Raw genomic sequence first — 21690 nt, forward strand, 5'->3', positions numbered from 1 at the left:
CGGCTTCAGGATCCCGCCCGCTGCCCGTCGGCCCCACTCAGCCAGCTCTCCAGCCCCTCCCCTAAAAACGACAGGCCGAGCACCAGCACAAACAGGGCCAAGCCGGGATAAAGGGCTGTCCACCAGATGCCGGTGGGCAGGGCCGTGAGCGCCTGCTGCAGGTCGCCGCCCCACTCCGGGATAGTTTCTGGCAGGCCCAGGCCGAGGAAACCGAGGCCGCCGAGCACCAGCACCGCATCGGCGGCGTTGAGGGTGAGCAGCACCGGCACCGAGGTGATCACGTTGCGCAGCAGGTAGCGCCGCAGGATCCAGAGCGGACCTGCCCCGAGCGACTGGGCCGCCTCCACAAACAACTCCGCCTTCACCTGGGCCGTTTGGTTGCGCACCACGCGGAAGTATTGGGGGATGTAGACGACGCACAGCGCGGCGGCGGCATTGGGCAGGCCGCGCCCCAGCAGAAACGCCAGCACCACCGAGAGCAGCAGCACCGGCAGGGTGTAGAGGGTGTCCATGAGCAGCACAAGCACCCGGTCGACCCAGCCGCCCAGGTAGCCGCTCACCATGCCCAGCGGCACCCCGATCACCAGGGCAATCACCAGGGCCAGCAGCACCACCTGCAGGGCCACGCCGCTGCCGGCCAGGGTGCGCACGCACACATCGCGGCCGAGACGATCGGTGCCGCACCAGTGGGCCAGCGACGGCGGCGCATAGATGGGGTTCTGCAGGCCGGCGTTGGGATCGCTCAGCCAGCCGATGTGCACCAGCAACGGCGTGAGCAGGGCCACCAGGGCATACAGCACCACGATCGCCAGCCCCCAGCGGGCCATACGGCCCGAAAGGCTGGTGGCGCGGCGAAGGGCAAAGCCTGCAAACAAAAGGTGCGCCAATGGCGGTGGGCACCAGTTGAGCAGAGATGGGGCTGCAGCGCCACGGCGATCAGATCTATTTTGATGTTTGATGCCAGGCACCAAATGCGCACCACCCTGCGGCTGGATGACGACGTGCTCTCGGCTGCCCGGGTTCTGGCTCGGGAACGGCGCCAATCCATCGGCAGCGTGATCAGCCAATTGCTGCGCAGCGCCTTAACCACGCCAGTGCCAGCGGATCTCGCCAGAGCACCTCAGGAACACCGCAATGGCTTTCCGTTGCTGCCCCTCCAGCCCACCGGAGGCCCGGTGGATCTCGATCTGGTCAACAGCCTGCGGGAGGACGGCGAGTGATCCCGGTCGCCCTGCTCGACGCAAACGTGCTGATCGCCTTGATCGACCCCAGGCATGTGCATCACGACAGCTCCCATCGCTGGTTTTCGAGCCGGGGAGAGGCCGATTGGGCCAGTTGTGCCGTGACCCAAAACGCCGTACTGCGCATCGTGGGGCATCCGCGATACCCCAATTCCCCGGGATCACCGGCGGTGGTGAGTCGGATTTTGCAGGAGCTCGTCTCCCATCCCCAGCATCAGTTCTGGGCGGAGGCCCCGAGCTTGCTGGGCCTGGGGCATGTCAACCCATCGGCCCTGGTGGAATCGGGCCAAATCACCGATACCTTTTTGCTGGCTTTGGCGGTTCAAAAAGGAGGGGTGCTGGCCAGCCTCGACAGACGCCTCAGCACCTTCGCCGTGGCGGGCGGACAAGGCGCCCTTGAGCTGATTCCCACCGACGCAGCGCCCCCTTAACCTCCGCCCATGGCCAGCGCATAACGCATGCATGATGCATGCATATCCACTACAATCGGCATTCACCTTCCTCGGGTAGCGATGCCCTCACTCCAGATTCGCGACCTGCCCGAGCCATTGCATCGCCTGCTGCAGCGGCGAGCCCGTGCCCACAAGCGCAGCCTGAGCCAGCAGGCGCTGGCCGATCTGGAAACCATGGCGGGCGGCGATCAGCGCCAGCGGCGCCAACTGACCCTGGAGCGGATCCAGCAGCGCTGGAACCAGCGCTCGCCCCTGCAGTGGACCCAGTCACCGGAAGATCTCATCCGGGCCGACCGTGAGCGCGGATGACAGCACCCTCCCTCGCCACCTGCGTGCTGGATGCATCAGCGGTGGTGAGGCTGATCACGGGCGATCCGGAGGCATCCCAATGGGCGCAGCACATCGAACGAGCCCCGTTGGTGCTTGCGCCTGAACTGATGCTGAGCGAGGTTGCCAACACGCTCTGGAAACTGCATCGCGCCGGCCACCTCAGTGCGCAGGATCCCCAGGAGCTGCTGGCCGACGCCCGCGATCTGGTGGACCAGATCGAACCGGATCGTCACCTCCAGGTGGAAGCTCTGGCCCTTGCCTGCCATCTCGACCACCCTGTGCATGACTGCCTCTACTTGGCCCTGGCCAGGCGAGAAGCAGCGCTGCTTCTGACGGCTGATCAGCGACTGCAAAAGCTTGCCAGCAAGGTTCTGCCGTAACGCGGCCCCCTCCTAACCTCCGCCCATGGCCAGCGCCCGTTCCTGCGCAGCGAGCTGGAGCTGGAGCTGATCCGCGCTGAGCCCTGGAATCTGCTGCTGCTCGATTGGACCCTGCCGATGCTCACCGGCGTTGACGGCATCGAAGACCGGGTGAACGCCCTGGATGCCGGTGCCGACGACTACCGGGTGAATCCTTCTCGTTCGAGAAGCTGCTGGACCGGTTGCGGGCCCTGCAAACGGCGCCATTGCAACAGCTGCCAATTGGCCGCCAGCAGGAACGTGGGCTGGAAGCAGGGTCGTAGCGAAGGGCGGGTGAGTAACGATAGCCAGCAAATTCTCAGACAGATCTCAGCAGACCCTGTAGACCGGGAAAAACGCTCCGGCGATACTGCAGGAATCCAACCCACGGACCCATGACCAGCTCCACACGTCTGATGCAGCAGAAGCTTCTGCTCAACCGCCTGATCACCAAACAAGACCGCAAGGGCCTGGCCCAGGGCTTCACCCTGATCGAACTGATGATCGTGGTGGCGATCATCGGCATTCTTTCTGCTGTGGCGATTCCTCAGTTTTTAGGGGTGCGGGATCGGGCAGCAGCGTCCGCCAAGGTAGGTGAACTGGTTGGACTCGCAAAAGAATGTGCAGTGGGGCAAGTTACTGGGGTAGAGCAGACCCTTGGACTTGGAGCCAGCGGCATTGTCCCCACCGCAAAATGTGATGGCAAGCAAGATGTTTTACTTCCGACCGCAGCACTCTCCCCTGCAGCCCCGGCTGGAGTTAAATGCCTTGCAGATGACAAATCTTCAGGGAAGACAATAGCAACTATTACCGTCAAGCAAGACGGCTCCATGGCATGCGCCTGGAGCTAACAGAGCAAAAGAACGAAAGAAGAAATAGGACAAACTTAACCAGCTTTACTTAGCCCTAAGTAGCGGCCATGTTCCAAAGTTAATTCTGCGAATCAAGGCCAATCATGTCCACTCATCACTGGCAACGCAAATTCCTGCCCCTGAAGGCAAACAAGCCCCAGGAGCAGGGTTTCATTCTGGCCCTGGTGGTGACCAACTCGGTGGGCACGCTCACGCAGTCGGGCAAGAGCTTCAGCAAAAGCCGCGAGCGCGATGCGATCAGCGCCCTGATCGCCAAAGACCTCGAAGGCTTGCGGGCCACAGCGTTCAACTACATACGCTGCGATCCCTCCCCCCAGCCCAATGAGCCAGCCGGTTGCCCCACGGCCCGTGACAATTCCTTTGCTGATGGGCAGATCACCTTCGTTCCGGATGTGACCCGCTTGCAGGGCAGGCACCCTGGCCGAAGGCCTGGCGTCCACCGACGCTGCCTTGGGGGGCATCTCCACCCTGGCCATCCCCTCAACTCTCTCGGGAGTGAGCCTCCGGGGGGTGAGCATCTCGCGCACGGTGAGCGCGACGGGCAACGAGCTCGCGGTGAAATACAGCTCGCTTTCCTCGGAATCCGGCAATAGCCCGGTGTATCAACAGGCGATCATCGTGCCGGAATCCACCGGCTGGTGTCCCTGACGGCAATGCGATCCTGCAACAGCCAAGGCTTCACCCTGGTTGAGCTGATGCTGGTGGTGGTGCTGATGGGCTTGACCAGCGTGCTCGGACTGAGCAGCTACTACCGCTTCATGAATGATGCTCGCCTCAATTCAGGCGGCAAAGCTATCGCTGGCTGGCTCGATCAAATTCGAAGCATGGCCATCCAAAATTCCAAAACCTGCACCGTGCAAATCAATCCCGCCAGCGGCACATTGGAGCTGGTCACGGATCCCACCCTGGGAAACTGCGATTTTCAGGATCCTCCACGGCCCTTCACCTTCAATCTGCAAGAGCAAGTGGGACAAGGCGAAATCGTGCAGCTCTGCGCCAGATTGATGAATCCCAGCGCGGAGTTCACACCCTGCAGCAGCTCGGCACCCGGCAGCGCGCTGACAGTGCGCTACACACCGCGCGGCACCACGCCAGACAATGCTCTGATTGAGCTACGCAGCGCCAAACAAAGCCACAATCGCTGCATCGCCCTTCATTCCCCCCTGGGGCTAATTCGCCTAGGGCGCGTGCTCAACGACCGCTGCGACTGGACTAGTGCATGGTGATCACCACACCACGGCAAGCTAAGGGGTTCACGCTTCCAGAACTGCTGATAGCAGGCTTCATCAGCGGCTTGCTGGTGGTGGGAGCTGGTCAAATCATGCTGAGCCAGATGCGCACCGATGAGCGCATGGAGGCAGCCGAACGCCAGAAAAGCGAATGGTCGCGAGCCTCATCTTTCATCGAAGCTGAAGCCGCTCTCAGCCAGCAGGTGATCACCACTGCCAGCAAGGTGAACATTCCCAGCAGTTGTGGCTTTCAAACGGACCAATTCCGCGCGGCTCTGGATCTCCGCCGTGATCTGCCATTGGTGATCTATGGGGTGAAACCCAATGTGAGCGGATCACTGCCGAGCCATGCCCTGTGGCGCTGCGGCCCGGTGATCACGGCCGAAGGCCGCTACGATTCCTCCCAGCCAATCCAGCTCGCCATGATGGTGGATGGGCTGGATGGTGACGCCATTGAGAATGGCTTTGCAGCCAGTAGCAGCGACAGCAAATCGTTCACATTTAACCTGGCTCTGAAAGGCCTTTCAACCCGTGCCTACAGCCAGGATGCGGGCGTTCACTCCCGTGTCAACCCTCTCTATCCACGCCCCGGTGAAGGCAGCTTGTGTGGGGGCAGCATGTACAACTGGGCCGTGGGATCAACCACTGGCGCAGATACCCTCAGCGTTCCCATTGGTGCACTCACCAGCGAAGACGAAGTGCTGATGTGCGGCAAAGGTGGTGGCGACACGATCCCCGGCTCCAATGTAAACGACATTCTGGAATGTGGCGATGGCGGAATCAATGGCATTGATGCCTGCACAGCCTATGGAATGGGTGGCAGCGATCGCTTGGTGGGCAGCAATCAAAACGACACGCTTTACGGAGACAGTCCTACAAACACTGGTATTACTGACACCCGAAACGAACTCGTTGGCCGTGGTGGCGACGACACGCTCTATGGCGGCCAAGGCCAAAACCTCTACCTCCCTGGCCCCGGCAACGACACCGTGATTGGCGGCTCTGGCCTCGATGTGGTGTTTTTCAAAGGGAATCGCAGCGAATACTCCCTCTCCGCTGGTTGCTCCAAAAGCAGCTGCATCGTGACCGACAACGCAGCAGCCAGCGCCGATGGCACCCGCCCGGAAGGCACCAACACGCTGTCTGGCGTAGAGATCCTGATCTTCAAGGACGCCCGCATCGACCTCGATCCCTGAGTCGCCTTCAGGCACCCCGCAGCAGCGCCACCGGCAACACACTGCGCAGCTGCCCGCCATCGGCCCAGCTCTGCTGCACCTGCAGCTGCAGCACCCCATCGGCGCCGGGCTCAGCCCGAAAGCCATCGCTGTTGGCCAGGGCATCAAGCACCACCCGGTTTTGGGCCGCGCCGCTGCCCAGTTCGCCATGGAGTCCATAGGCCGGCCCGCAGCGCATCAGCACCCGCCCGCGCCAGATCGGCTCGGCGGGTTTGCCCAGCGAGTAGGTGATCGGTCCGGCGGCGGTGGCCAGATGCAGCACCACCGTGCGCCCGGCCAGATTGCAGGCCGGCGGCAGCACCGCCGGATCAGCCTGGCCTTGGGCCTGCAGCAGATCGCCCCGCACCAGCTCCAGCGTGCGCCGGGCCACCACCCGCTCGCGCAGCAACCGGCCCAGCCGCTGGCCGTTGCTGCCTTCCGCCAGCATGGCCTGCAGCAGCCCGCCGGTGAGGCCGCAGCCGATCACCAGGGCCAGCAACAACTCCACCAGGGAAAACCCCTGGGATTGAGCAAGACACTTGTGGGTCATAACGCCCCATCGGCAAGGCAGGCGCTGCTGCTGGGCTTGCCATCCGCCGGGCCGCTATAGCGCCCCAGCCGCACCACCCCCAGGGGCAACGACAGCACCAGGCAACGCCGCAGCTCGATGCCCTCAGCAGCGATCAGCACCGTGCCGCCATCCAGCACCAGTCCGTTGCTGCTGAACCGCAGGGCCGCAGGCAGGTTGTGCCGCAGCTCCACGCCGGCTTGGTGCTCCTGCTCCGCGCCATCGCTGATTCCGCAGGCCGGCAAGCTGCCGCCACTGGGCTCACGCCAGCCCGAGGGTCCAAGCGCCAGGGCGCAGGGCTGGCCGTGGCGCGCGGCCGCCTGGCGTGCTTGCTCAAGGCCCAGGGCCAGCCGGCGGCTGGTCGACTCCACCCGCATCAGCGCCAGGCTGCGCTGGCCCGAGCCAACACTCATCGCGGCCAGGATTCCCAACACCGCCATCGCCACCAACACCTCCGGCAGGCTGAAGCCAGCGTGTGCGGTGCGGCTGTCAAAGCGTGGCATCGGTCTGCTCCTCAGTTGGGGGCTCAGTTGTGGGCGCCATTGAGCCGCACAGGCCATAGGCCGCCGGGCTGAGCCAGCGCTGCCGCTGCCCCACCTCCGCCGCAGTGATCTGCACGCGCACCAGGGCGCCGGGTTCGGCGCTCACCACACGGCTCAACCCTGCCCCCAGAGGCTGGGATTGCAGATGGGCGGCCAGCCAGCGGGCGGCATCCACGCAGTCGGCCGCCACGGGCTCGGCCGCCATGGCCGTCAGCCGGGCCTGACTGCCCAGCAGGGCGATCTCCAGCTGCCCGAGTTGCTGCTGACGCTGCTCCGCCGCCGCCGCTGAGCTGGTGCCGCTGGCCCAGAGCTGCAGGGAGCAACTCGACGAGACCACCAGAATCACCGACGCCACCAGGGTTTCCACCAGGTTCATGACGCCCCCGCCGCGGCGGAGCGACCCCGCAAGCCGAGTTCCCGCAGCGCCACCAACTGCGGGGGCGCCAGTCCCTCAGCGGCCGCCTGACGCATCAATTCCAGGGCAAACGCCGCCTGCAGCGGGCGCGGCTGCTCGGCACTGGCCAGCAGCTCCAGCGTGGCCACCGCCTGGCCCCGCTGCGGAGCCCCGGCCTCAGCGGCGTCCTGCCAAGTGGGGCCCTCAACCCGCACCAGCCGGTAGGCCACCGGGCCCACCTGGCCTGTCTCGCCCACCCGGGCGGCGAGTTGATCAACGCTGCGGGGATCCGCCAGCAGGTGCTGGGCCGCCGACATCAGCCCATCCTCGGCCTGGCGCAGCCGCTGGCCCGCACTCACCTGGCTGCGGGATTGGAGTGCCGCCGCCTGCAGCGACAGGCTGCTGAGCATCAACAGCAGGGAGGCGGCAGTGGACAGCGGCAACAGAAAGCCATCTTGCGCCGGTCGAGAGCGAGGGCCAAAGCAAAAGCAAGGGCTAAAGCAAAACCGTGGTCGCAAGTGCGGTAACGGGGCCATCGGGGCACCTGTTTGACAACGACCCGTTCAGCATTCCCACAGCCCCCACGGCCGCCCATCAGGGGGAGCTACTGATTCAGCTTGAGCACTGCCATGAAGGCCTCCTGGGGCACCTCCACCTTGCCCATCGCCTTCATCCGCTTCTTGCCCTTGGCCTGCTTCTGCAGCAGCTTCTTCTTGCGCGAGATGTCGCCGCCGTAGCACTTGGCGAGCACGTCCTTGCGCATCGCGCTGATGCTTTCGGAGGCGATCACGCGGCTGCCGATCGAGGCCTGGATGGGGATCTTGAACTGCTGGCGAGGAATCAGTTCTTTCAGCTTCTCCACCAGGCCCTTGCCCACGTTGTAGGCCTTATCGCGGTGCACGATCGTGGTAAGTGGATCGGCCTTTTCAGCATTAATCAGCACATCGAGGCGCACCAGCTCGTTTTTGCGGTAGCCGATCAGGCTGTATTCCATCGAGGCGTAGCCCTTGGTGCGCGATTTCATCTGGTCGAAGAAATCGGTCACCACCTCAGCCAGCGGCATCTCGTAGTGGAGCGTCACCCGATCGGTGGTGATGTATTTCATGTCGATGAATTCACCGCGCCGCTCCTGGCACAGCTCCATCAAGGTGCCGTTGTAGGTGTTGGGGGTGTAGATCTCGAGCTTCACATAGGGCTCTTCGATCGATTCGCGCTTCTGCGGATCGGGCAGGGTGGCGGGGTTGTCCACCATCAAGGTGCTGCCATCGAGCATGTTCACCTGATAGATCACCGACGGCGCGGTGACGATCAGATCGAGGTTGTATTCCCGCTCGAGCCGCTCCTGCACGATCTCCATGTGCAGCAGGCCCAAAAAGCCGCAGCGGAAGCCGAAGCCCATGGCGCTGCTGGTTTCGGGCTCGTATTTGAGCGCCGCATCGGAGAGCTGCAGCTTGTCGAGGGCTTCGCGCAGATCGGGGTATTGGTCGGCGTCGGTGGGAAACAGGCCGCAGAACACCATCGGCTTGGCCTCGGTGTATCCGGGCAAGGGCTCGGCAGCGGGATTGGACATCAAGGTGATCGTGTCGCCCACGCGGGCATCGGCCACGGCCTTGATGGAAGCGGCGAGATAGCCCACCTCGCCGGCGTGAAGCGACTCCACCTGGCGCTGATCAGGCGCCATCACGCCCACCTCATCGAGCTCGTAGGTTTTCTTGGACGCCATCAGCAGCACCTTGTCGCGCTTGCTGATCGAGCCGGATATCACCCGGAAATACACAATCACGCCCCGGTAGGGGTCGTAATAGGAATCGAAAATCAGCGCCCGCAGCGGCTCAGCCACCTTGTCGGGTGGGGGCGGCACCCGATCCACCACGGCCTGCAGGATCTCGGGCACACCGAGGCCGGTTTTGGCGGAGCAATGGATGGCGTTGGAGCAATCGAGGCCGATGATCGCTTCGATTTCTTCGGCAATGCGCTCGGGATCGGCTCCCGGCAGGTCGATCTTGTTGAGAACGGGAATGATCTCGAGATCGTTGGCTAGGGCCAGATACACGTTGGCCAGGGTTTGGGCTTCCACACCCTGGGACGCATCCACCACCAGCAGGGCCCCTTCGCAGGCCTGCAGGGAACGGCTCACTTCATATGAGAAGTCAACGTGGCCGGGAGTGTCGATCAGGTTGAGGATGTAGGGCTCGCCATCGGCTGCCGTGTACTCCATGCGCGCGGCCTGGAGCTTGATGGTGATGCCGCGTTCACGTTCCAGCTCCATGTTGTCGAGGAACTGCTCCTGCATGTCGCGGGCAGCGACGGTGCCGGTGTCCTGCAGCAGCCGGTCGGCCAGGGTGGATTTCCCATGGTCGATGTGGGCGATGATGCAGAAATTGCGGATCCGTTGAACGGGAACGTCTGTCATGGCAGCGATCCTAGGGAGAGGCCCTGCCGCCGCGATCCATTCCTAAGCTCCTTGGTATCGCCCCCAACCCTTAGCCATGACAACAGAAACCACGGCACCCGAAAACGCCACCCCCAGCAGCGCCGACCCCCACGCCCTCACGATTGAAAACGTGGAGCGCACCCTCGATGAGCTGCGCCCGTACCTGATGGCCGATGGCGGCAACGTGGAAGTAGTGGAGATCGACGGGCCGATCGTGAAGGTGCGGCTCCAGGGCGCCTGCGGCTCCTGCCCCAGCAGCACCATGACCCTCAAGATGGGCATCGAGCGCAAGCTGCGCGAGGCCATCCCCGAGGTGAGCGAAGTGGTGCAAGTGCTGTGAACCTTGCCCCGTAGGCTCGGTTTACTTGCCTTGGGTCTGTGCTGGATCAGCGCCTGCTGCGCGACAACCCCGAGCTGATCACGCAGCAGCTCGGGCGGCGCGGCATGACGCTCGACCTCGGCCCGCTGCAGCAGATCGCCCGCCAGGAGCGCGATCTCGAAGAACAGCGCAGTGGCCTGCAGGCTGAGGGCAACCGCATCGGCAAGGCCGTAGGGCAGCTGATCCAGGGTGGAGGCGACCCAAAAGGTCCAGAGGTGCAGGCCCTGCGCGACCAGGGCAATGCCATCAAGCATCAGGTGGCCAGCATCGAGGAGCAGGAGAAAGCCCTCGAGCTTCAGCTGCGCGAGGCCCTCGCCGCCCTGCCCAACCTGCCCTCGCCCGACGCGCCCGACGGCCGCGTGGAGGCCGACAACGTGGAGATCAAGCGCTGGGGCAGCCCCCGCGTGGAAGCGGGGCTCGAGGAGCACTGGCAGATCGGCGAGCGGCTGGGGCTGTTTGAAACCGAGCGCTCGGTGCGCATCGCCCAGAGCCGCTTCATCACCCTGATGGGCGCTGGCGCCCGGCTAGAGCGGGCCCTGATCAGCTTCATGCTCGATCTGCACGCCAGCAAGGGCTACCAGGAGGTGATGCCGCCGATCCTGGTGAACTCCGCCAGCCTCACCGGCTCGGGCCAGCTGCCCAAATTCGCCGAAGAGAGCTTCCGCTGCGCCGACGACGACCTCTGGCTCACCCCCACCGCCGAGGTGCCGCTCACCTCCCTCCATCGCGATGAGGTGATCCCCGCCGAGCAGTTGCCGCTCAAATACGCCGCCTACACCCCCTGCTTCCGCCGCGAAGCCGGCTCCTACGGCCGCGACACCCGCGGCCTGATCCGCCTGCACCAGTTCAACAAGGTGGAGCTCTACTGGTTCTGCCATCCCGAGGAGTCCGCCGCCGCCCACCAACAGATCACCGCCGACGCGGAAGCTGTGCTGGAAGGTCTCGAGCTTCCTTACCGCAAGATCGAGCTCTGCACCGGGGATCTGGGCTTCTCCGCCGCCCGCACCTACGACCTCGAGGTGTGGCTGCCCGGCGCCGGCGCCTACCGCGAGATCTCCAGCTGCTCGGTGTGCAACGACTTCCAGGCCCGCCGCGCCGCCATCCGCTACAAGCAGGGCAAGGGCACCCACCTGGTGCACACCCTCAACGGCTCCGGCCTGGCCATCGGCCGCACCATGGCCGCCCTGCTCGAAACCGGGCAGCAACCCGATGGCAGTGTGAAACTCCCCGCCGCCCTGGTGCCCTACTTCGGGAGCGCCAGGATCAGCGCAGGGTGAACCTGGGGGCCAAACTCACGGATCTCCCGTCTGGGCTGCCCGAATTCCGTACAGGCTGTACTGAAGTCTGGAGGCCCCACGGAGAGGAACCAGCCCCAAAAACGGCTGGCACCCCAAACCCACCACAATGAAGGCCTCCACAGCAGGGCCTGAATGGGCGTTCTCACAGCACTGGCGATCCTGGCGGGGTTGATCGTGGTGCACGAGGCGGGGCACTTTTTTGCCGCCACCTGGCAGGGCATCCGGGTCAGCAGCTTCTCGATCGGCTTCGGGCCGGTGCTGCTGGAGCGCCAGCGCCGCGGCGTGCAATTCGCCCTACGCGCCATTCCGCTGGGCGGCTTCGTGGCCTTCCCCGATGACGACGACGACAGCCCCATCCCCAAAAACGACCCCAACCTGCTCTCCAACCGGCCCTTACCCCAGCGCGCCCTGGTGATCGCCGCCGGGGTGATGGCCAACCTGCTGCTCGCCTATGCCGTGCTGCTGGGCCAGGGCCTGGTGCTCGGCATCCCCGCCGGCTTCAGCGCCAGCCCCGGCGTGCTGGTGAGCGGCGTGCAGCCTGGACAGGCCGCCGCCGCCGCCGGCCTCCAACCTGGTGATCGCCTGATGCGCCTCGATGGCCAGCCCCTCGGCGGCGGCCAGAGCGGCGTGGCCGCCCTGGTGGAGCGGATCAAGGCCGCCCCCGACCAAACCCTGCGCCTCGATGCCGAGCGCAACGGTCAGACCGTGGCCATGCAGCTCACCCCCGCCGACCTCGGCGGCGTAGGCCGCATCGGCGCCCAGCTGCAACCCAACGGCAGCGAGGCCTTCCGCCCCGCCCGCAATCCGCTTGAGCCCTTCCGCCAGGCCAACCACGACTTCGTCGCCCTCACCAGCCGCACCGTGGAGGGTTTCGTCACCCTCGCCACCCACTTCGGCGAAACCGCCAGCCAGGTGAGCGGCCCGGTGAAAATCGTCGAGATGGGGGCATCGCTGGCCAAACAGGGCGGCAGCAGCCTGTTCATCTTCACCGCCCTGATCTCGATCAACCTGGCAGTGCTCAATGCCCTGCCACTGCCCCTGCTCGATGGCGGTCAGTTTGTGTTGCTGCTGCTCGAGGGCGTGCGCGGCAAACCCCTACCCGAGCGTTTCCAGATGGCCTTCATGCAGTCGGGCTTTGTGTTCCTGGTGGGCCTGAGCGTGGTGCTGATCGTCAAGGACACCTCCCAGCTGCCGGCGGTGCAGCAGCTGCTGGGGCGCTGATCTCGCCCCAACCCGGAGCCCGAACCCCCGCACGGTAAGCTCGGCACCACCTACCCGATCGCAGCCCAGGCCGCATGGCGAAGAAGTCGATGATTGCGCGCGATGTGAAGCGCAAGAAAATAGTGCAGCAGTTTGCTGCCAAGCGTGCTGCACTCAAGGCCGCCTTCGACGCCGCTGCCGATCCGATGGAGCGGCTGGAAATCCACCGCAAAATCCAGGCGCTGCCCCGCAACAGCGCCCCCACCCGCGTGCGCAACCGCTGCTGGGCCACCGGCAAGCCCCGTGGTGTGTACCGCGATTTCGGCCTGTGCCGCAACCAGCTGCGTGAGCGCGCTCACAAGGGTGAGCTGCCCGGCGTGGTCAAGTCCTCCTGGTGATCCGGAGCGGGCAGGCATCGGCATCGAAATCCGAATTGCCTCTCCCCCATCCAATCCCCCAAGGCGCCTAAGGGCGCCTTTTTTTGTGCTGCCGCCAACGGCCCAAACGCGAGAAAAAGCAAAGGAATCCGCAGCAGCTAGAGGCCGAATGCGAGAATGGCTCTTGACAACAACAGGACATAAGCCCAAGTGCAAGGACAAACTCAGTCGATCTCCTTCGATGGTCGGGAGATCCGGCTGACCACCGGTCGGTTTGCCCCCCAGGCCGGGGGCTCGGTGATGGTCGAATGTGGTGATACCTCCGTTTTGGTTACCGCCACCCGCTCCGGCGGCCGCGAAGGCATCGATTTTCTGCCCCTGATCTGCGACTACGAAGAGCGGTTGTATGCAGCCGGTCGCATCCCCGGCAGCTTCTTCCGCCGTGAGGCTCGTCCCCCCGAGCGGGCGATCCTCACCTGCCGGCTGATCGATCGGCCGATGCGGCCGCTGTTCCCCAGCTGGATGCGCGACGACATCCAGATCGTGGCCACCTGCCTCTCCCTCGATGAGCGGGTACCGCCCGATGTGCTCGCCGTGACCGGCGCCTCGATGGCCACCCTGCTGGCCAAGATCCCCTTCCACGGCCCCATGGCTGCGGTGCGGGTGGGTCTGCTGGGCGACGACTTCGTGCTTAACCCCAGCTTCCGCGAGATCGAGCGCAGCGAGCTGGACCTGGTGGTGGCCGGCACGCCCGAGGGCGTGATCATGGTGGAAGCCGGAGCGAACCAGCTGCCCGAGCAGGACGTGATCGAAGCAATCGACTTCGGCTACGAAGCGGTGTGCGAGTTGATCAAGGCCCAGCAAAACCTGCTGAAGGAGCTGGGCATCGAGCAGGTGATCCCCGAGGCCCAGGTGGTCGACGCCACCCTGCCCAGCTTCCTCGAGAAGGAATGCGCCAAAGGCATCGGTGAGGTGCTCAAGCAGTTCTCCCAAACCAAGCCCGAGCGCGACGAGAAACTCGACGCGATCAAGGCTGAGGTGAGCGAGAAGATCGCCGCCCTCGCCGAGGACGACCCGATCCGCTCGGCGGCCAGCGGCAAGGCCCTGGGCAACAGCTACAAGAGCCTCACCAAGAAGCTGATGCGCGAGCAGATCCTGAAGGACGGCAAGCGCGTCGACGGCCGCAACCTCGACGAGGTGCGCACGATCAGCGCCGCCGCCGGCGTGCTGCCCAAGCGCGTGCACGGCTCAGCCCTGTTCCAGCGCGGCCTCACCCAGGTGCTCTCCTGCGCCACCCTCGGCACCCCGAGCGACGCCCAGGAGATGGACGACCTCAACCCGTCCACCGAGAAGCACTACCTGCACCACTACAACTTCCCGCCCTACTCCACCGGCGAAACCAAGCCGATGCGCTCCCCCGGCCGCCGCGAAATCGGCCACGGCGCCCTGGCTGAGCGGGCGATCGTGCCGGTGCTGCCCAGCAAGGAGTCCTTCCCCTACGTGCTGCGCGTGGTGTCGGAGTGCCTCAGCTCCAACGGCTCCACCTCGATGGGCTCGGTGTGCGGCAGCACCCTGGCGCTGATGGATGCGGGCGTGCCCCTCAAGGCTCCGGTGAGCGGCGCCGCCATGGGCCTGATCAAGGAGGGCAAAGAGGTGCGCATCCTCACCGACATCCAGGGCATCGAGGACTTCCTCGGCGACATGGACTTCAAGGTGGCTGGCACCGAGAAGGGCATCACTGCCCTGCAGATGGACATGAAGATCACGGGCCTCGACGTGAAAACCGTGGCCGAAGCCGTCAACCAGGCCCGCCCTGCCCGCCTGCACATCCTCGAGAAGATGCTCGAGGCGATCGACAAGCCCCGCGACACCATGTCGCCCCACGCCCCGCGCCTGCTCAGCTTCCGGATTGATCCGGAGCTGATTGGCACCGTGATCGGCCCCGGCGGCCGCACGATCAAGGGCATCACCGAGCGCACCAACACCAAGATCGACATCGAAGATGGCGGCATCGTCACGATCGCCAGCCACGACGGCGCCGCGGCCGAAGAGGCCCAGCGCATCATCGAAGGCCTCACCCGTCGCATCAGCGAAGGCGAGGTGTTCACCGGTGGCGTCACCCGGGTGATCCCGATCGGTGCCTTCGTGGAAATCCTGCCCGGCAAGGAAGGGATGATCCACATCTCCCAGCTTTCCGAAGCCCGGGTAGAGAAGGTGGAAGACGTGGTCAACGTGGGCGATCAGGTGACCGTGCGCGTGCGCGAAATCGACAACCGCGGCCGCATCAACCTCACCCTGCGCGGTGTGCCCCAATCCGAATCCGAAGCGCCGGTGCCGGCCTGAGGCCCCGAGGCCAACTCAGACGACAAAGCCCGGATCAATCGTGGCCATCGTCGCGGCCGCCCTTGCGCACAACGCGCCATGGGCGGTCCCGTGGCTGGCGATCAGGCAACCTGCCTGACGCACGTCGCCGCTGTTGTAGGCCAACGGCCGTCCATCGGCATGGCTGAAGGCCCCACCGGCGGCGCGCAGCACCGCTTCCGGGGCCGCCATGTCCCAGTCCTTCGGGGCACTCTTGCCAGACAGGGAGATGTAAAGGTCGGTCTCGCCGCGCAGGATCGTGGCCACCTTGCCGCCCACGCTGCCGATTGCCTTGGTGTCGCCTAGGGCTAAGGCCTCTAGGAGCTGCTCGAGGCGCGCGTCGCGGTGGTTGCGGCTGGCCACCAGCACCAGCTCGCCCAGGGCGTGGCGGCCGCTGAACCGCACGGGCGAGCGCACACCAGCGCGGTTTTCACACCAAGCCTCGCCGCTGGCCCCAGTGAGGGCGGGCATCACGCCCAGCCACAACTCCTCCATCACCGGCAGCAGCACCACCCCCAGCACCGGTTCGCCGCGGTGCACCAGCGCCAGATGCACGGCGTATTCGCCGGTGCCCTGCAGGAAGTCTTTGGTGCCATCGAGGGGATCGAGGATCCACAGCCACTCGGTTGCCAAGGGCTGGCCGTCGGTGAGTTGCTCCTTGGCGGTCTCCTCGCTGAGCACGGTCCAGTCGGCGGCGGGGAAAGCCGCCGCCAGGCCATCCAGCAGCCAGCGGTTCACCGCCAGATCCGCCGCGCTCACCGGGCCCTCGCCCCCCTCGTCCACGCTCAGGGCCCGGGGAAAACCGTAGGGGGGCTGCTCGCCGCGGCCATAGGCCAGCAGGATGTCGGCGGCCCCCCAGCTCAGCCGCCGCAGCTCACCCAGCAGCACCTCCAAGGTGATGCCCGAGGGCAAGGGCAGGGCAGCCGGCATCATGGTGGGGCAGGGATCAGCATTGTGCAGGAGCGAGCCCCGAGCCGTGCAAGCCACCGAACCGGCCCCCGGCGTGCTCTACCTGGTGGGCACCCCAATCGGCAACCTGGGCGACCTGTCGCCCCGCGCCCGGCAGGTGCTGGCCGGCGTGAGCCGCATCGCCTGTGAGGACACGCGCCGCAGCGGTTTACTGCTGCACCAGCTGGGGCTACGCCAGAAGGACCAGGGGCCCAGGCTGGTGAGCTTCCATGCCCACAACCAAACCGCCCGCATCCCCGAGCTGCTCGCCGCCCTGGCCGCAGGCGAGGCGCTGGCCGTGATCAGTGATGCCGGTCTGCCGGGCATCTCCGATCCCGGCGAGGCGCTGGTGGCGGCCGCCCGCAACGCCGGCCATGGGGTGATCTGCGTTCCTGGCCCCAGCGCCGTGACCACGGCCCTGGTGAGCAGCGGCCTACCCAGCGGGCGCTTCTGCTTTGAGGGCTTCCTGCCGCCCAAGGCCAACCAGCGGCGCCAGCGGCTGCAGGAGCTCGCCGGCGAGCAGCGCACCCTGGTGCTGTTTGAAGCACCGCACCGGCTGCTGGATCTGCTCAACGATCTGCTGGCGGTGCTGGGCGATCGGCCCCTGCGCGTCGCCCGCGAACTCACCAAGAAGCACGAGGAGCAGGTGGGCCCCACGGTGGTGGCGGCCCGCGAGCATTTCCGGCGCACGCCACCCCAGGGGGAATGCACCCTGGTGCTGGGCGGCGCCGAGCCGCCAGCGCCGCCCAGTTGGGACGCCGCCAGCCTCACGGCCGAGCTTGAGGCCCTGCAACAGGCGGGCCACAGCAGCAATGCCGCCGCCAAGCTGCTGGCCGAACGCACCGGCCACAGCAAACGCGAGCTCTACGCTCTGTTGCATCAGACGCCGCCAGGCCCCAACAGCTGACGCCGCAACCCTGACCCGTCAGACTTCTGCGCAGTTCCAGCTCCGGATCGGCCGATCCCGGATCCCCTGATGGCCGTGCGCCTGCGTCTGCTTCTGGCCAGCCTGCTGGGCGGCAGCCTGCTGCTGGCGATTCTCTGCCTCGGCGCCCAAAACCTCGATCAGCGCCCCAGCCTCAACCTGGGGTTTGGCCGCAGCGCTCCATTGCCCGCCGGCTTCCTGGTGGGCATCGCCCTGGTGATCGGTGTGCTCAGCGGCGGCTGCAGCGCGGCGCTACTGGCTCCCCGCAGCGATCAGCTGCCCGGCAGGGAATAGAGGCTTCCCTCGATCACCACACGGCTAATGCCCTGGGCGATCAGGTAGGGGGCGGTGCGCTCCAGCACGCGGGTGTCGGGCACCTTGATCACCCGCTGGGTGCGGCCGCAGTGGCGCTTGGCCTGGCGCGGATTGGCGAACACCAACAGGGCCTGCCGGTCTTCTTCCCCATCGGGCAGCTGCCCCAACTCCGGGAACTCCTTGAGCGGCTTGGCCTGGAGCTCCACGGTTTTGTCCACCAGCATGTAGACGCTGGCGGGCAGCGGCGCCTCCGCCAGGGGCTGGCACTGGGCTGGCTCGCCGTGATGGTCTCCCAGCAGCAACGGCACAGCCATGAACGACTCACTCGGATCGCTCGTGTCGTCATCGTCGAAGTCGAGGTGGGCGTCCGCTTCGGCTGCGTCGCTGGCGTCATCGCCGAAATCATCGGCATCGTCGATCGCCAACACCGCAGCCTCGTCGTCGTCGGCCCCCTTTGGCGGGCTATCTGGGAGATCTGGCGCGCTGACTTGAGGAAGGGGATCTGGCTTGGCGGGCTGCCGCACGGCCTTGGCGGCGCGGGGGGTGCGCAGCTGCTTGAGCTGCTCATATTCGGCCGGCTCGAGCGCGGCCTTCACCGCGCGGCTCACGGTGTTGGCACTACAGCCGTAGGCCTCCGCCAGCTCCGTGCTCCCCTCACCGGCGCGATAGCGCGCCACGATCTCGATTTTATGGCTGTCGGAGAGCCGGGGGGCAGCCATGGGTCGAGCAATGCGCAGCCCGCCACTTTAGGCGGTTTGCCCCGACTCCCCAAGGGCAGCCAACGGCGGCGCTCAGGGGGTGGGCGGATATGACGTTGGGGCAGGTGCGCGATCATGAGATCGAAGCTCCCTTAGCTCAGCTGGATAGAGCAGCTGCCTTCTAAGCAGCCGGTCGTGTGTTCGAATCACACAGGGGGCGTTTCAGTCAGAGCCTGATTTTTTAGCCCAAAAGCCCTCCTGTCACAGGCTTTTGGGCTGACAGGCTTTGCCTGCTTCTGCTCGCCTGCGCCTGGCTGGAATCGCTCGACCAAGGGATGCGCCGCGACGCTTTGATCCCCTCAAGCGCCCAGGGTGCACCGCGCATCGCCACCGAGGTCTCGCTGGCGGCATCCCAGGCCTATGCGCTGTTGCAGAGCCAGGCGATCCAGAAGGCGTCGATGTTTTCTTCCCTGCTGGAGCACTGGTGCACCCTCACCGGTGAAGCCTTGCCACAGCGCGATGGTCCGGCGCTGCTGGTGGAGATCAGCCTGCTGGCGCCGCTGATGAGTTGCGCCAGCACCAGTTCCATCGAGTGGATCACTCAGCTGGAGCAGCTCGATCTGCTGGTGCCCAGCGCCTTGCTGGAGTGCTCCGCCATTCAGGAGCTGACGCAGACGCTGCGGCAACGGGTGGCAAAGAGAACCGCTGGTTGGCTGGCTTGATCCACGCGAGCGGCGGCTGTCACCGGTCGTGAAGTCCTGATCAGCTCAGCAGCAACCGCATCAAGCCACTGATGCGTTGATGACAAGAACTTGGGCCGCAACCAGCACCTCGTAACGAATGACCATGCTCTTCACCTGGAGGTCTCTAAAACATGAGCAATCATCTGGCTTACTTCCTTGTTGGCATTGAGGGGTACAAGCTCGACTTCTGGATGGGCGAGGGGGAAGACACGTAACACTTCATCGGCAAAAGCCTGGCCGATCAAGGCGACACCTTTGAAGTCGAGCACCACAGTTCTAAATTTTTCAAATCGGGCGATCAGGCGCTTGGCCTGCGACCTCGACACAAGATTGTCGTCGCCGTATTGGGCCAGGCGAACGGGCACAACGGTCTTCGTGAAACCAAAGTCATCACCAGTGGTGAACTGTTTGAAGACCTTGTTGACGGAACGAGACGTGTGATTGCCGAGTTCCATCCTGACGGCGGTGCCACCGCTAGCGTCGGTTTCGAGAATCCAGTCTTCAGGGGCTTTGGCCTGATGACTGAAGCTCACAGAGCCCGATGTGATCGAAAAACAATCGAACATGCGCGAGCTGAAGAAGATGCCTTCTCCGGAATGGCGCTGTGGATCAGTGGTGAATTTACCCTTGGCCAGCTCCAACACGGCATGGCGTTCATCCAGAAGGCCAAGGGCTGCTTGGATCTTGTGGAAGATGCCAACACCGTCATCACGGATGCTCACCTCCGAAGTGGCTGCTGTCTTGGTGACGGCCACCGCGATGCTCCTGGCCTGGGCATGATCCAGCGCGTTGTTGAACATCTCCGTAAAGCCGTACTGCCAGATGCCCATCACGTTGGTGGCCAAGGGCTCGAGTTGCGGGCGGACGTCCCGCATCCAGATATCACCCTCATCGCCACTGGAGGCCACTTCATAGTGCTGCCGCCATGAGCTGAGCTGGGCCAGCGCATAGGTGCGGCTGCGGGTCTTGCCGGATTCGATCAGCGCCCCTACTTCCAACAGGCGTTGAATGTGGCGATGGATGGCCTGACGGGAACAGTCGAACTTCTCCGCCGCACGGCGGACGATGTCCGTGGGGTGCTTGGTCACATTGGCGACGATGAACGTGCGCACCTCCTCTCCACGACCTCGAATCGCTGGCAAGGCACCGCTCGATAGATGCCTAATTGTCAACCTAATAAGGCTGCATTGTCAACATCATTGTCAACCTCCGCTGGCTGACAGCCAAGGCAAGCTCAAGTCCCTGTCAGCGTTCTGGGGAGGGATGGCCAGCGACCGTTGGCTGGTCCCTTGAGGCGGAGCTAGGCGGCTGATGACCACCGGTCAGCTCGATGGCTGGATCGTGCAAAGCAGCCGGCAGCCGCTGCTACCGGCCGCATGTGCCGATCAGACCAGCAATGGCCTGCGCTCAGCTTCCAGCGTGCAGCGCCGCAGCAACTCCTGCTTGGCCAGCAGCCGCTCATCGAGCTCATCCACCCGCGCCAGGCACTGGCGGATGGCGGGCAGCACCTCTTCTTCTAAGAGGGTGATTTCCTCTTCTCCATAGGGCTGCTCGATCCAGGTGCGGCGCAGCGGCAGATCGCGCCGCAGCATCAGCACCACCTCGATGGAACGGAGCGTGGATTCGAGCAGCAGGAACGGATCTTCCTCAGGACGGCAGAACGGTGAAGCGGTAGCTGAAAGAGAAGCCATGATTTTCTGCGCCATCTGGCGCAGCGAAGGGACTTCCCGAAGCCGAGGCATGACGCAGGAATGCCTCACACTGAGGAAGCCCGGAGCAAGCCACTGGTGGAGAACTCAGGGGATCAAGGTCAGGGGCTGTTTGGGTTGCAGCGGAATCCCTGAGCAGGCGTGAACGGGTGGAGCAAGGCCCGAAGTCCGGGCTGTTCAGCGCAGAGCTGGAATCCCCGAGCGGGAGCGAGTGGGTGGAAACGCGGAGCCTGTTCCCAGAACCTTCCGGCCACCAGGGGTGGCCAAAGGCCCCTCAGGCCTGGAGCTGCATACGCAGGGCCCCAAGGGCCTTTTTCTGGGCCCTTTGCACTGACATGGCGCTGATGCCGAGCTTCTGACCTGCATCTCGGAGGCTCAGGCCTTCAAGGATCGTGAGCCGCAGCGCTGCGGCCTGGGCGGCGGGGAGCTGCTCGACCAGCTGCTCCAGCGCCAGCCCATCGGCGCCATTGCCATCAGGTGCCTCGGGCTCTGGGGCGGCCAGCTGATCGAGCAGGCAGGGCTCGCCATCGGCCTGAGCATCGAGGCTGCTGTGGCCCAGAGGGCAATGACCTGCCTCGTGAACCTGCCTGGGCACCCGCACCAGGCGGACTCGATCACGCAGGTGATGCTGCAGGGCCCCGCTGATGCAGCGGCGGAGATAGGGAGCTGCAGGCTCGCCGGCGCGGCAGCTAGGAGATGAGAAAAGCAGGGCCTCCCGGGCCACCTGGATCAGATCTTCCCGATCAACGAGCGGGAAGAAGCGCCAGGCCACCTTGGCAGCGATGGCATCAGCCAGGGGCAGGTGCTCCAGCACAAGGGCATTGCGGGCCTTGAGGGCCGAGCGGCTGAGGGCCTTGGCTTGCTGCTTGCGGCGGGAGGGGGAAAGAGGAGAAGCCATCTGGGGGACGGCGGAGAACCCCACCCCCAACGGCCGGCCGCAGCGCCGTGGCAAGGACGCCCAGTAGGGGCGCATGGCCCGATCCTTGACACGGCGTGAGGACTGGACGAGGGAATGAGGTGGGTGTGTGCCGGGCCGGTGGCGATCCAATCCCCTCGTGGTCAG

Annotated in this window: 27 protein-coding genes, 1 tRNA gene and 2 pseudogenes; 18 read left to right on the forward strand and 12 right to left on the reverse strand. The window is 65.1% G+C overall.

Annotation, left to right across the window (positions count from 1 at the left end; genetic code table 11):
* Positions 1-5: 5 nt before the first annotated feature.
* Complete coding sequence (locus CJZ78_RS08140) at positions 6-827, reverse strand: ABC transporter permease (RefSeq protein WP_198953870.1); 822 nt, start codon at positions 825-827, stop codon at positions 6-8.
* A 144-nt stretch (positions 828-971) separates the two neighbouring features.
* Between CJZ78_RS08140 and CJZ78_RS08145 the strand changes: the two genes are divergently transcribed.
* From CJZ78_RS08145 to CJZ78_RS14810, 8 genes and pseudogenes are all read left to right on the forward strand, one after another.
* Positions 972-1220 carry a CopG family transcriptional regulator gene (locus CJZ78_RS08145; RefSeq protein WP_094560676.1) on the forward strand — a complete coding sequence of 83 codons (249 nt, stop codon included), beginning with the start codon at positions 972-974 and terminating at the stop codon, positions 1218-1220.
* Positions 1217-1672: a TA system VapC family ribonuclease toxin gene (locus CJZ78_RS08150; protein ID WP_233128602.1), complete on the forward strand. Its 456-nt coding sequence runs from the start codon at positions 1217-1219 to the stop codon at positions 1670-1672. The genes CJZ78_RS08145 and CJZ78_RS08150 overlap by 4 nt, the downstream gene beginning before the upstream one ends.
* A gap of 81 nt (positions 1673-1753) precedes the next feature.
* Positions 1754-2002, forward strand: coding sequence for a hypothetical protein (locus CJZ78_RS08155; RefSeq protein WP_094560506.1), 249 nt, complete (start codon positions 1754-1756; stop codon positions 2000-2002).
* The gene (locus CJZ78_RS08160) at positions 1999-2403 is read left to right on the forward strand and encodes a type II toxin-antitoxin system VapC family toxin (RefSeq protein WP_094560508.1); all 405 of its coding nucleotides are present in this window, start codon (positions 1999-2001) and stop codon (positions 2401-2403) included. Before CJZ78_RS08155 ends, CJZ78_RS08160 begins: the two co-directional genes overlap by 4 nt.
* A 434-nt stretch (positions 2404-2837) precedes the next feature.
* Positions 2838-2972, forward strand: a pseudogene (locus CJZ78_RS13715) (prepilin-type N-terminal cleavage/methylation domain-containing protein); the annotation flags it as partial.
* A gap of 771 nt (positions 2973-3743) precedes the next feature.
* Positions 3744-3941, forward strand: a complete 198-nt coding sequence (locus tag CJZ78_RS13720) for a hypothetical protein (protein ID WP_143592871.1) — start codon at positions 3744-3746, stop codon at positions 3939-3941.
* A gap of 5 nt (positions 3942-3946) precedes the next feature.
* The gene (locus CJZ78_RS08180) at positions 3947-4519 is read left to right on the forward strand and encodes a prepilin-type N-terminal cleavage/methylation domain-containing protein (RefSeq protein ID WP_094560514.1); all 573 of its coding nucleotides are present in this window, start codon (positions 3947-3949) and stop codon (positions 4517-4519) included.
* Positions 4513-4596: pseudogene (locus CJZ78_RS14810) on the forward strand (prepilin-type N-terminal cleavage/methylation domain-containing protein); the annotation flags it as partial. The gene CJZ78_RS08180 and the pseudogene CJZ78_RS14810, both read left to right, overlap by 7 nt.
* An 11-nt stretch (positions 4597-4607) precedes the next feature.
* On the opposite strand, the gene CJZ78_RS14420 reads toward CJZ78_RS14810, so the two are convergent.
* Positions 4608-4754, reverse strand: coding sequence for a hypothetical protein (locus tag CJZ78_RS14420; protein WP_233128603.1), 147 nt, complete (start codon positions 4752-4754; stop codon positions 4608-4610).
* A 70-nt stretch (positions 4755-4824) separates the two neighbouring features.
* Between CJZ78_RS14420 and CJZ78_RS08185 the strand changes: the two genes are divergently transcribed.
* Positions 4825-5718, forward strand: a complete 894-nt coding sequence (locus CJZ78_RS08185; protein ID WP_233128604.1) for a calcium-binding protein — start codon at positions 4825-4827, stop codon at positions 5716-5718.
* A 7-nt stretch (positions 5719-5725) separates the two neighbouring features.
* On the opposite strand, the gene CJZ78_RS08190 is transcribed toward CJZ78_RS08185, so the two are convergent.
* The 5 genes from CJZ78_RS08190 to lepA form a co-directional block, all read right to left on the reverse strand.
* A complete protein-coding gene (locus tag CJZ78_RS08190) occupies positions 5726-6286 on the reverse strand; it encodes a prepilin-type N-terminal cleavage/methylation domain-containing protein (protein WP_094560518.1) in 561 nt (186 codons plus the stop codon).
* On the reverse strand, positions 6283-6807 hold the full coding sequence (locus CJZ78_RS08195) for a GspH/FimT family pseudopilin (RefSeq protein WP_094560520.1): 525 nt from the start codon (positions 6805-6807) through the stop codon (positions 6283-6285). Before CJZ78_RS08195 ends, CJZ78_RS08190 begins: the two co-directional genes overlap by 4 nt.
* On the reverse strand, positions 6794-7222 hold the full coding sequence (locus tag CJZ78_RS08200; protein WP_094560522.1) for a hypothetical protein: 429 nt from the start codon (positions 7220-7222) through the stop codon (positions 6794-6796). The genes CJZ78_RS08195 and CJZ78_RS08200 overlap by 14 nt, the downstream gene beginning before the upstream one ends.
* Positions 7219-7683, reverse strand: coding sequence for a hypothetical protein (locus CJZ78_RS08205; protein WP_094560524.1), 465 nt, complete (start codon positions 7681-7683; stop codon positions 7219-7221). Before CJZ78_RS08205 ends, CJZ78_RS08200 begins: the two co-directional genes overlap by 4 nt.
* Positions 7684-7844: 161 nt before the next feature.
* Complete coding sequence (lepA, locus tag CJZ78_RS08210; protein WP_094560526.1) at positions 7845-9653, reverse strand: translation elongation factor 4; 1809 nt, start codon at positions 9651-9653, stop codon at positions 7845-7847.
* Positions 9654-9729: 76 nt separating this feature from the next.
* Here lepA and CJZ78_RS08215 point away from each other — a divergent pair, with 76 nt between their 5' ends.
* The 5 genes from CJZ78_RS08215 to CJZ78_RS08235 all read left to right on the forward strand — a co-directional run bounded on the left by CJZ78_RS08215 (position 9730) and on the right by CJZ78_RS08235 (position 15271).
* Positions 9730-10014 (forward strand): NifU family protein, encoded by a 285-nt coding sequence (locus CJZ78_RS08215; RefSeq protein WP_094560528.1) that lies wholly within the window; start codon positions 9730-9732, stop codon positions 10012-10014.
* A 38-nt stretch (positions 10015-10052) separates the two neighbouring features.
* A complete protein-coding gene (gene serS / locus CJZ78_RS08220; RefSeq protein WP_094560530.1) occupies positions 10053-11330 on the forward strand; it encodes a serine--tRNA ligase in 1278 nt (425 codons plus the stop codon).
* Positions 11331-11483: 153 nt separating this feature from the next.
* Positions 11484-12572: an RIP metalloprotease RseP gene (gene rseP, locus CJZ78_RS08225; protein WP_094560532.1), complete on the forward strand. Its 1089-nt coding sequence runs from the start codon at positions 11484-11486 to the stop codon at positions 12570-12572.
* Between the two features lie 74 nt (positions 12573-12646).
* Positions 12647-12949: a 30S ribosomal protein S14 gene (gene rpsN, locus CJZ78_RS08230; protein ID WP_094560534.1), complete on the forward strand. Its 303-nt coding sequence runs from the start codon at positions 12647-12649 to the stop codon at positions 12947-12949.
* Between the two features lie 189 nt (positions 12950-13138).
* Entirely contained in the window at positions 13139-15271 is a 2133-nt protein-coding gene (locus CJZ78_RS08235; RefSeq protein ID WP_094560536.1) for a polyribonucleotide nucleotidyltransferase, read from the forward strand.
* Between the two features lie 15 nt (positions 15272-15286).
* On the opposite strand, the gene CJZ78_RS08240 is transcribed toward CJZ78_RS08235, so the two are convergent.
* Positions 15287-16222: a 3'(2'),5'-bisphosphate nucleotidase CysQ gene (locus CJZ78_RS08240; RefSeq protein WP_094560538.1), complete on the reverse strand. Its 936-nt coding sequence runs from the start codon at positions 16220-16222 to the stop codon at positions 15287-15289.
* On the opposite strand from CJZ78_RS08240, the gene rsmI reads away from it, so the two are divergent.
* Positions 16221-17144, forward strand: coding sequence for a 16S rRNA (cytidine(1402)-2'-O)-methyltransferase (rsmI, locus tag CJZ78_RS08245; protein ID WP_094560682.1), 924 nt, complete (start codon positions 16221-16223; stop codon positions 17142-17144). The genes CJZ78_RS08240 and rsmI overlap by 2 nt on opposite strands.
* 69 nt (positions 17145-17213) lie before the next feature.
* Positions 17214-17456: a hypothetical protein gene (locus CJZ78_RS08250; protein WP_094560540.1), complete on the forward strand. Its 243-nt coding sequence runs from the start codon at positions 17214-17216 to the stop codon at positions 17454-17456.
* Here the strand turns inward: CJZ78_RS08250 and CJZ78_RS08255 are convergent.
* Positions 17435-18196 carry a helix-turn-helix domain-containing protein gene (locus tag CJZ78_RS08255; RefSeq protein ID WP_094560542.1) on the reverse strand — a complete coding sequence of 254 codons (762 nt, stop codon included), beginning with the start codon at positions 18194-18196 and terminating at the stop codon, positions 17435-17437. The two genes, CJZ78_RS08250 and CJZ78_RS08255, sit on opposite strands and share 22 nt — an antisense overlap.
* Before the next feature lie 125 nt (positions 18197-18321).
* Between CJZ78_RS08255 and CJZ78_RS08260 the strand changes: the two genes are divergently transcribed.
* Positions 18322-18395: transfer RNA gene (locus CJZ78_RS08260), tRNA-Arg, on the forward strand.
* 115 nt (positions 18396-18510) lie between these two features.
* Positions 18511-18897 carry a hypothetical protein gene (locus tag CJZ78_RS08265; protein WP_094560544.1) on the forward strand — a complete coding sequence of 129 codons (387 nt, stop codon included), beginning with the start codon at positions 18511-18513 and terminating at the stop codon, positions 18895-18897.
* Between the two features lie 131 nt (positions 18898-19028).
* Here the strand turns inward: CJZ78_RS08265 and CJZ78_RS08270 are convergent, their stop codons facing one another.
* From CJZ78_RS08270 to CJZ78_RS08280, 3 genes are all read right to left on the reverse strand, one after another.
* The gene (locus CJZ78_RS08270) at positions 19029-20030 is read right to left on the reverse strand and encodes an STAS-like domain-containing protein (RefSeq protein WP_233128605.1); all 1002 of its coding nucleotides are present in this window, start codon (positions 20028-20030) and stop codon (positions 19029-19031) included.
* 273 nt (positions 20031-20303) lie between these two features.
* Entirely contained in the window at positions 20304-20609 is a 306-nt protein-coding gene (locus CJZ78_RS08275; protein WP_094560684.1) for a hypothetical protein, read from the reverse strand.
* A gap of 292 nt (positions 20610-20901) precedes the next feature.
* Positions 20902-21600: a sigma-70 family RNA polymerase sigma factor gene (locus CJZ78_RS08280; protein ID WP_233128606.1), complete on the reverse strand. Its 699-nt coding sequence runs from the start codon at positions 21598-21600 to the stop codon at positions 20902-20904.
* Positions 21601-21690 lie beyond the last annotated feature (90 nt).

This window comes from Synechococcus sp. 8F6 (assembly GCF_002252665.1).
Classification (GTDB): domain Bacteria; phylum Cyanobacteriota; class Cyanobacteriia; order PCC-6307; family Cyanobiaceae; genus Cyanobium_A.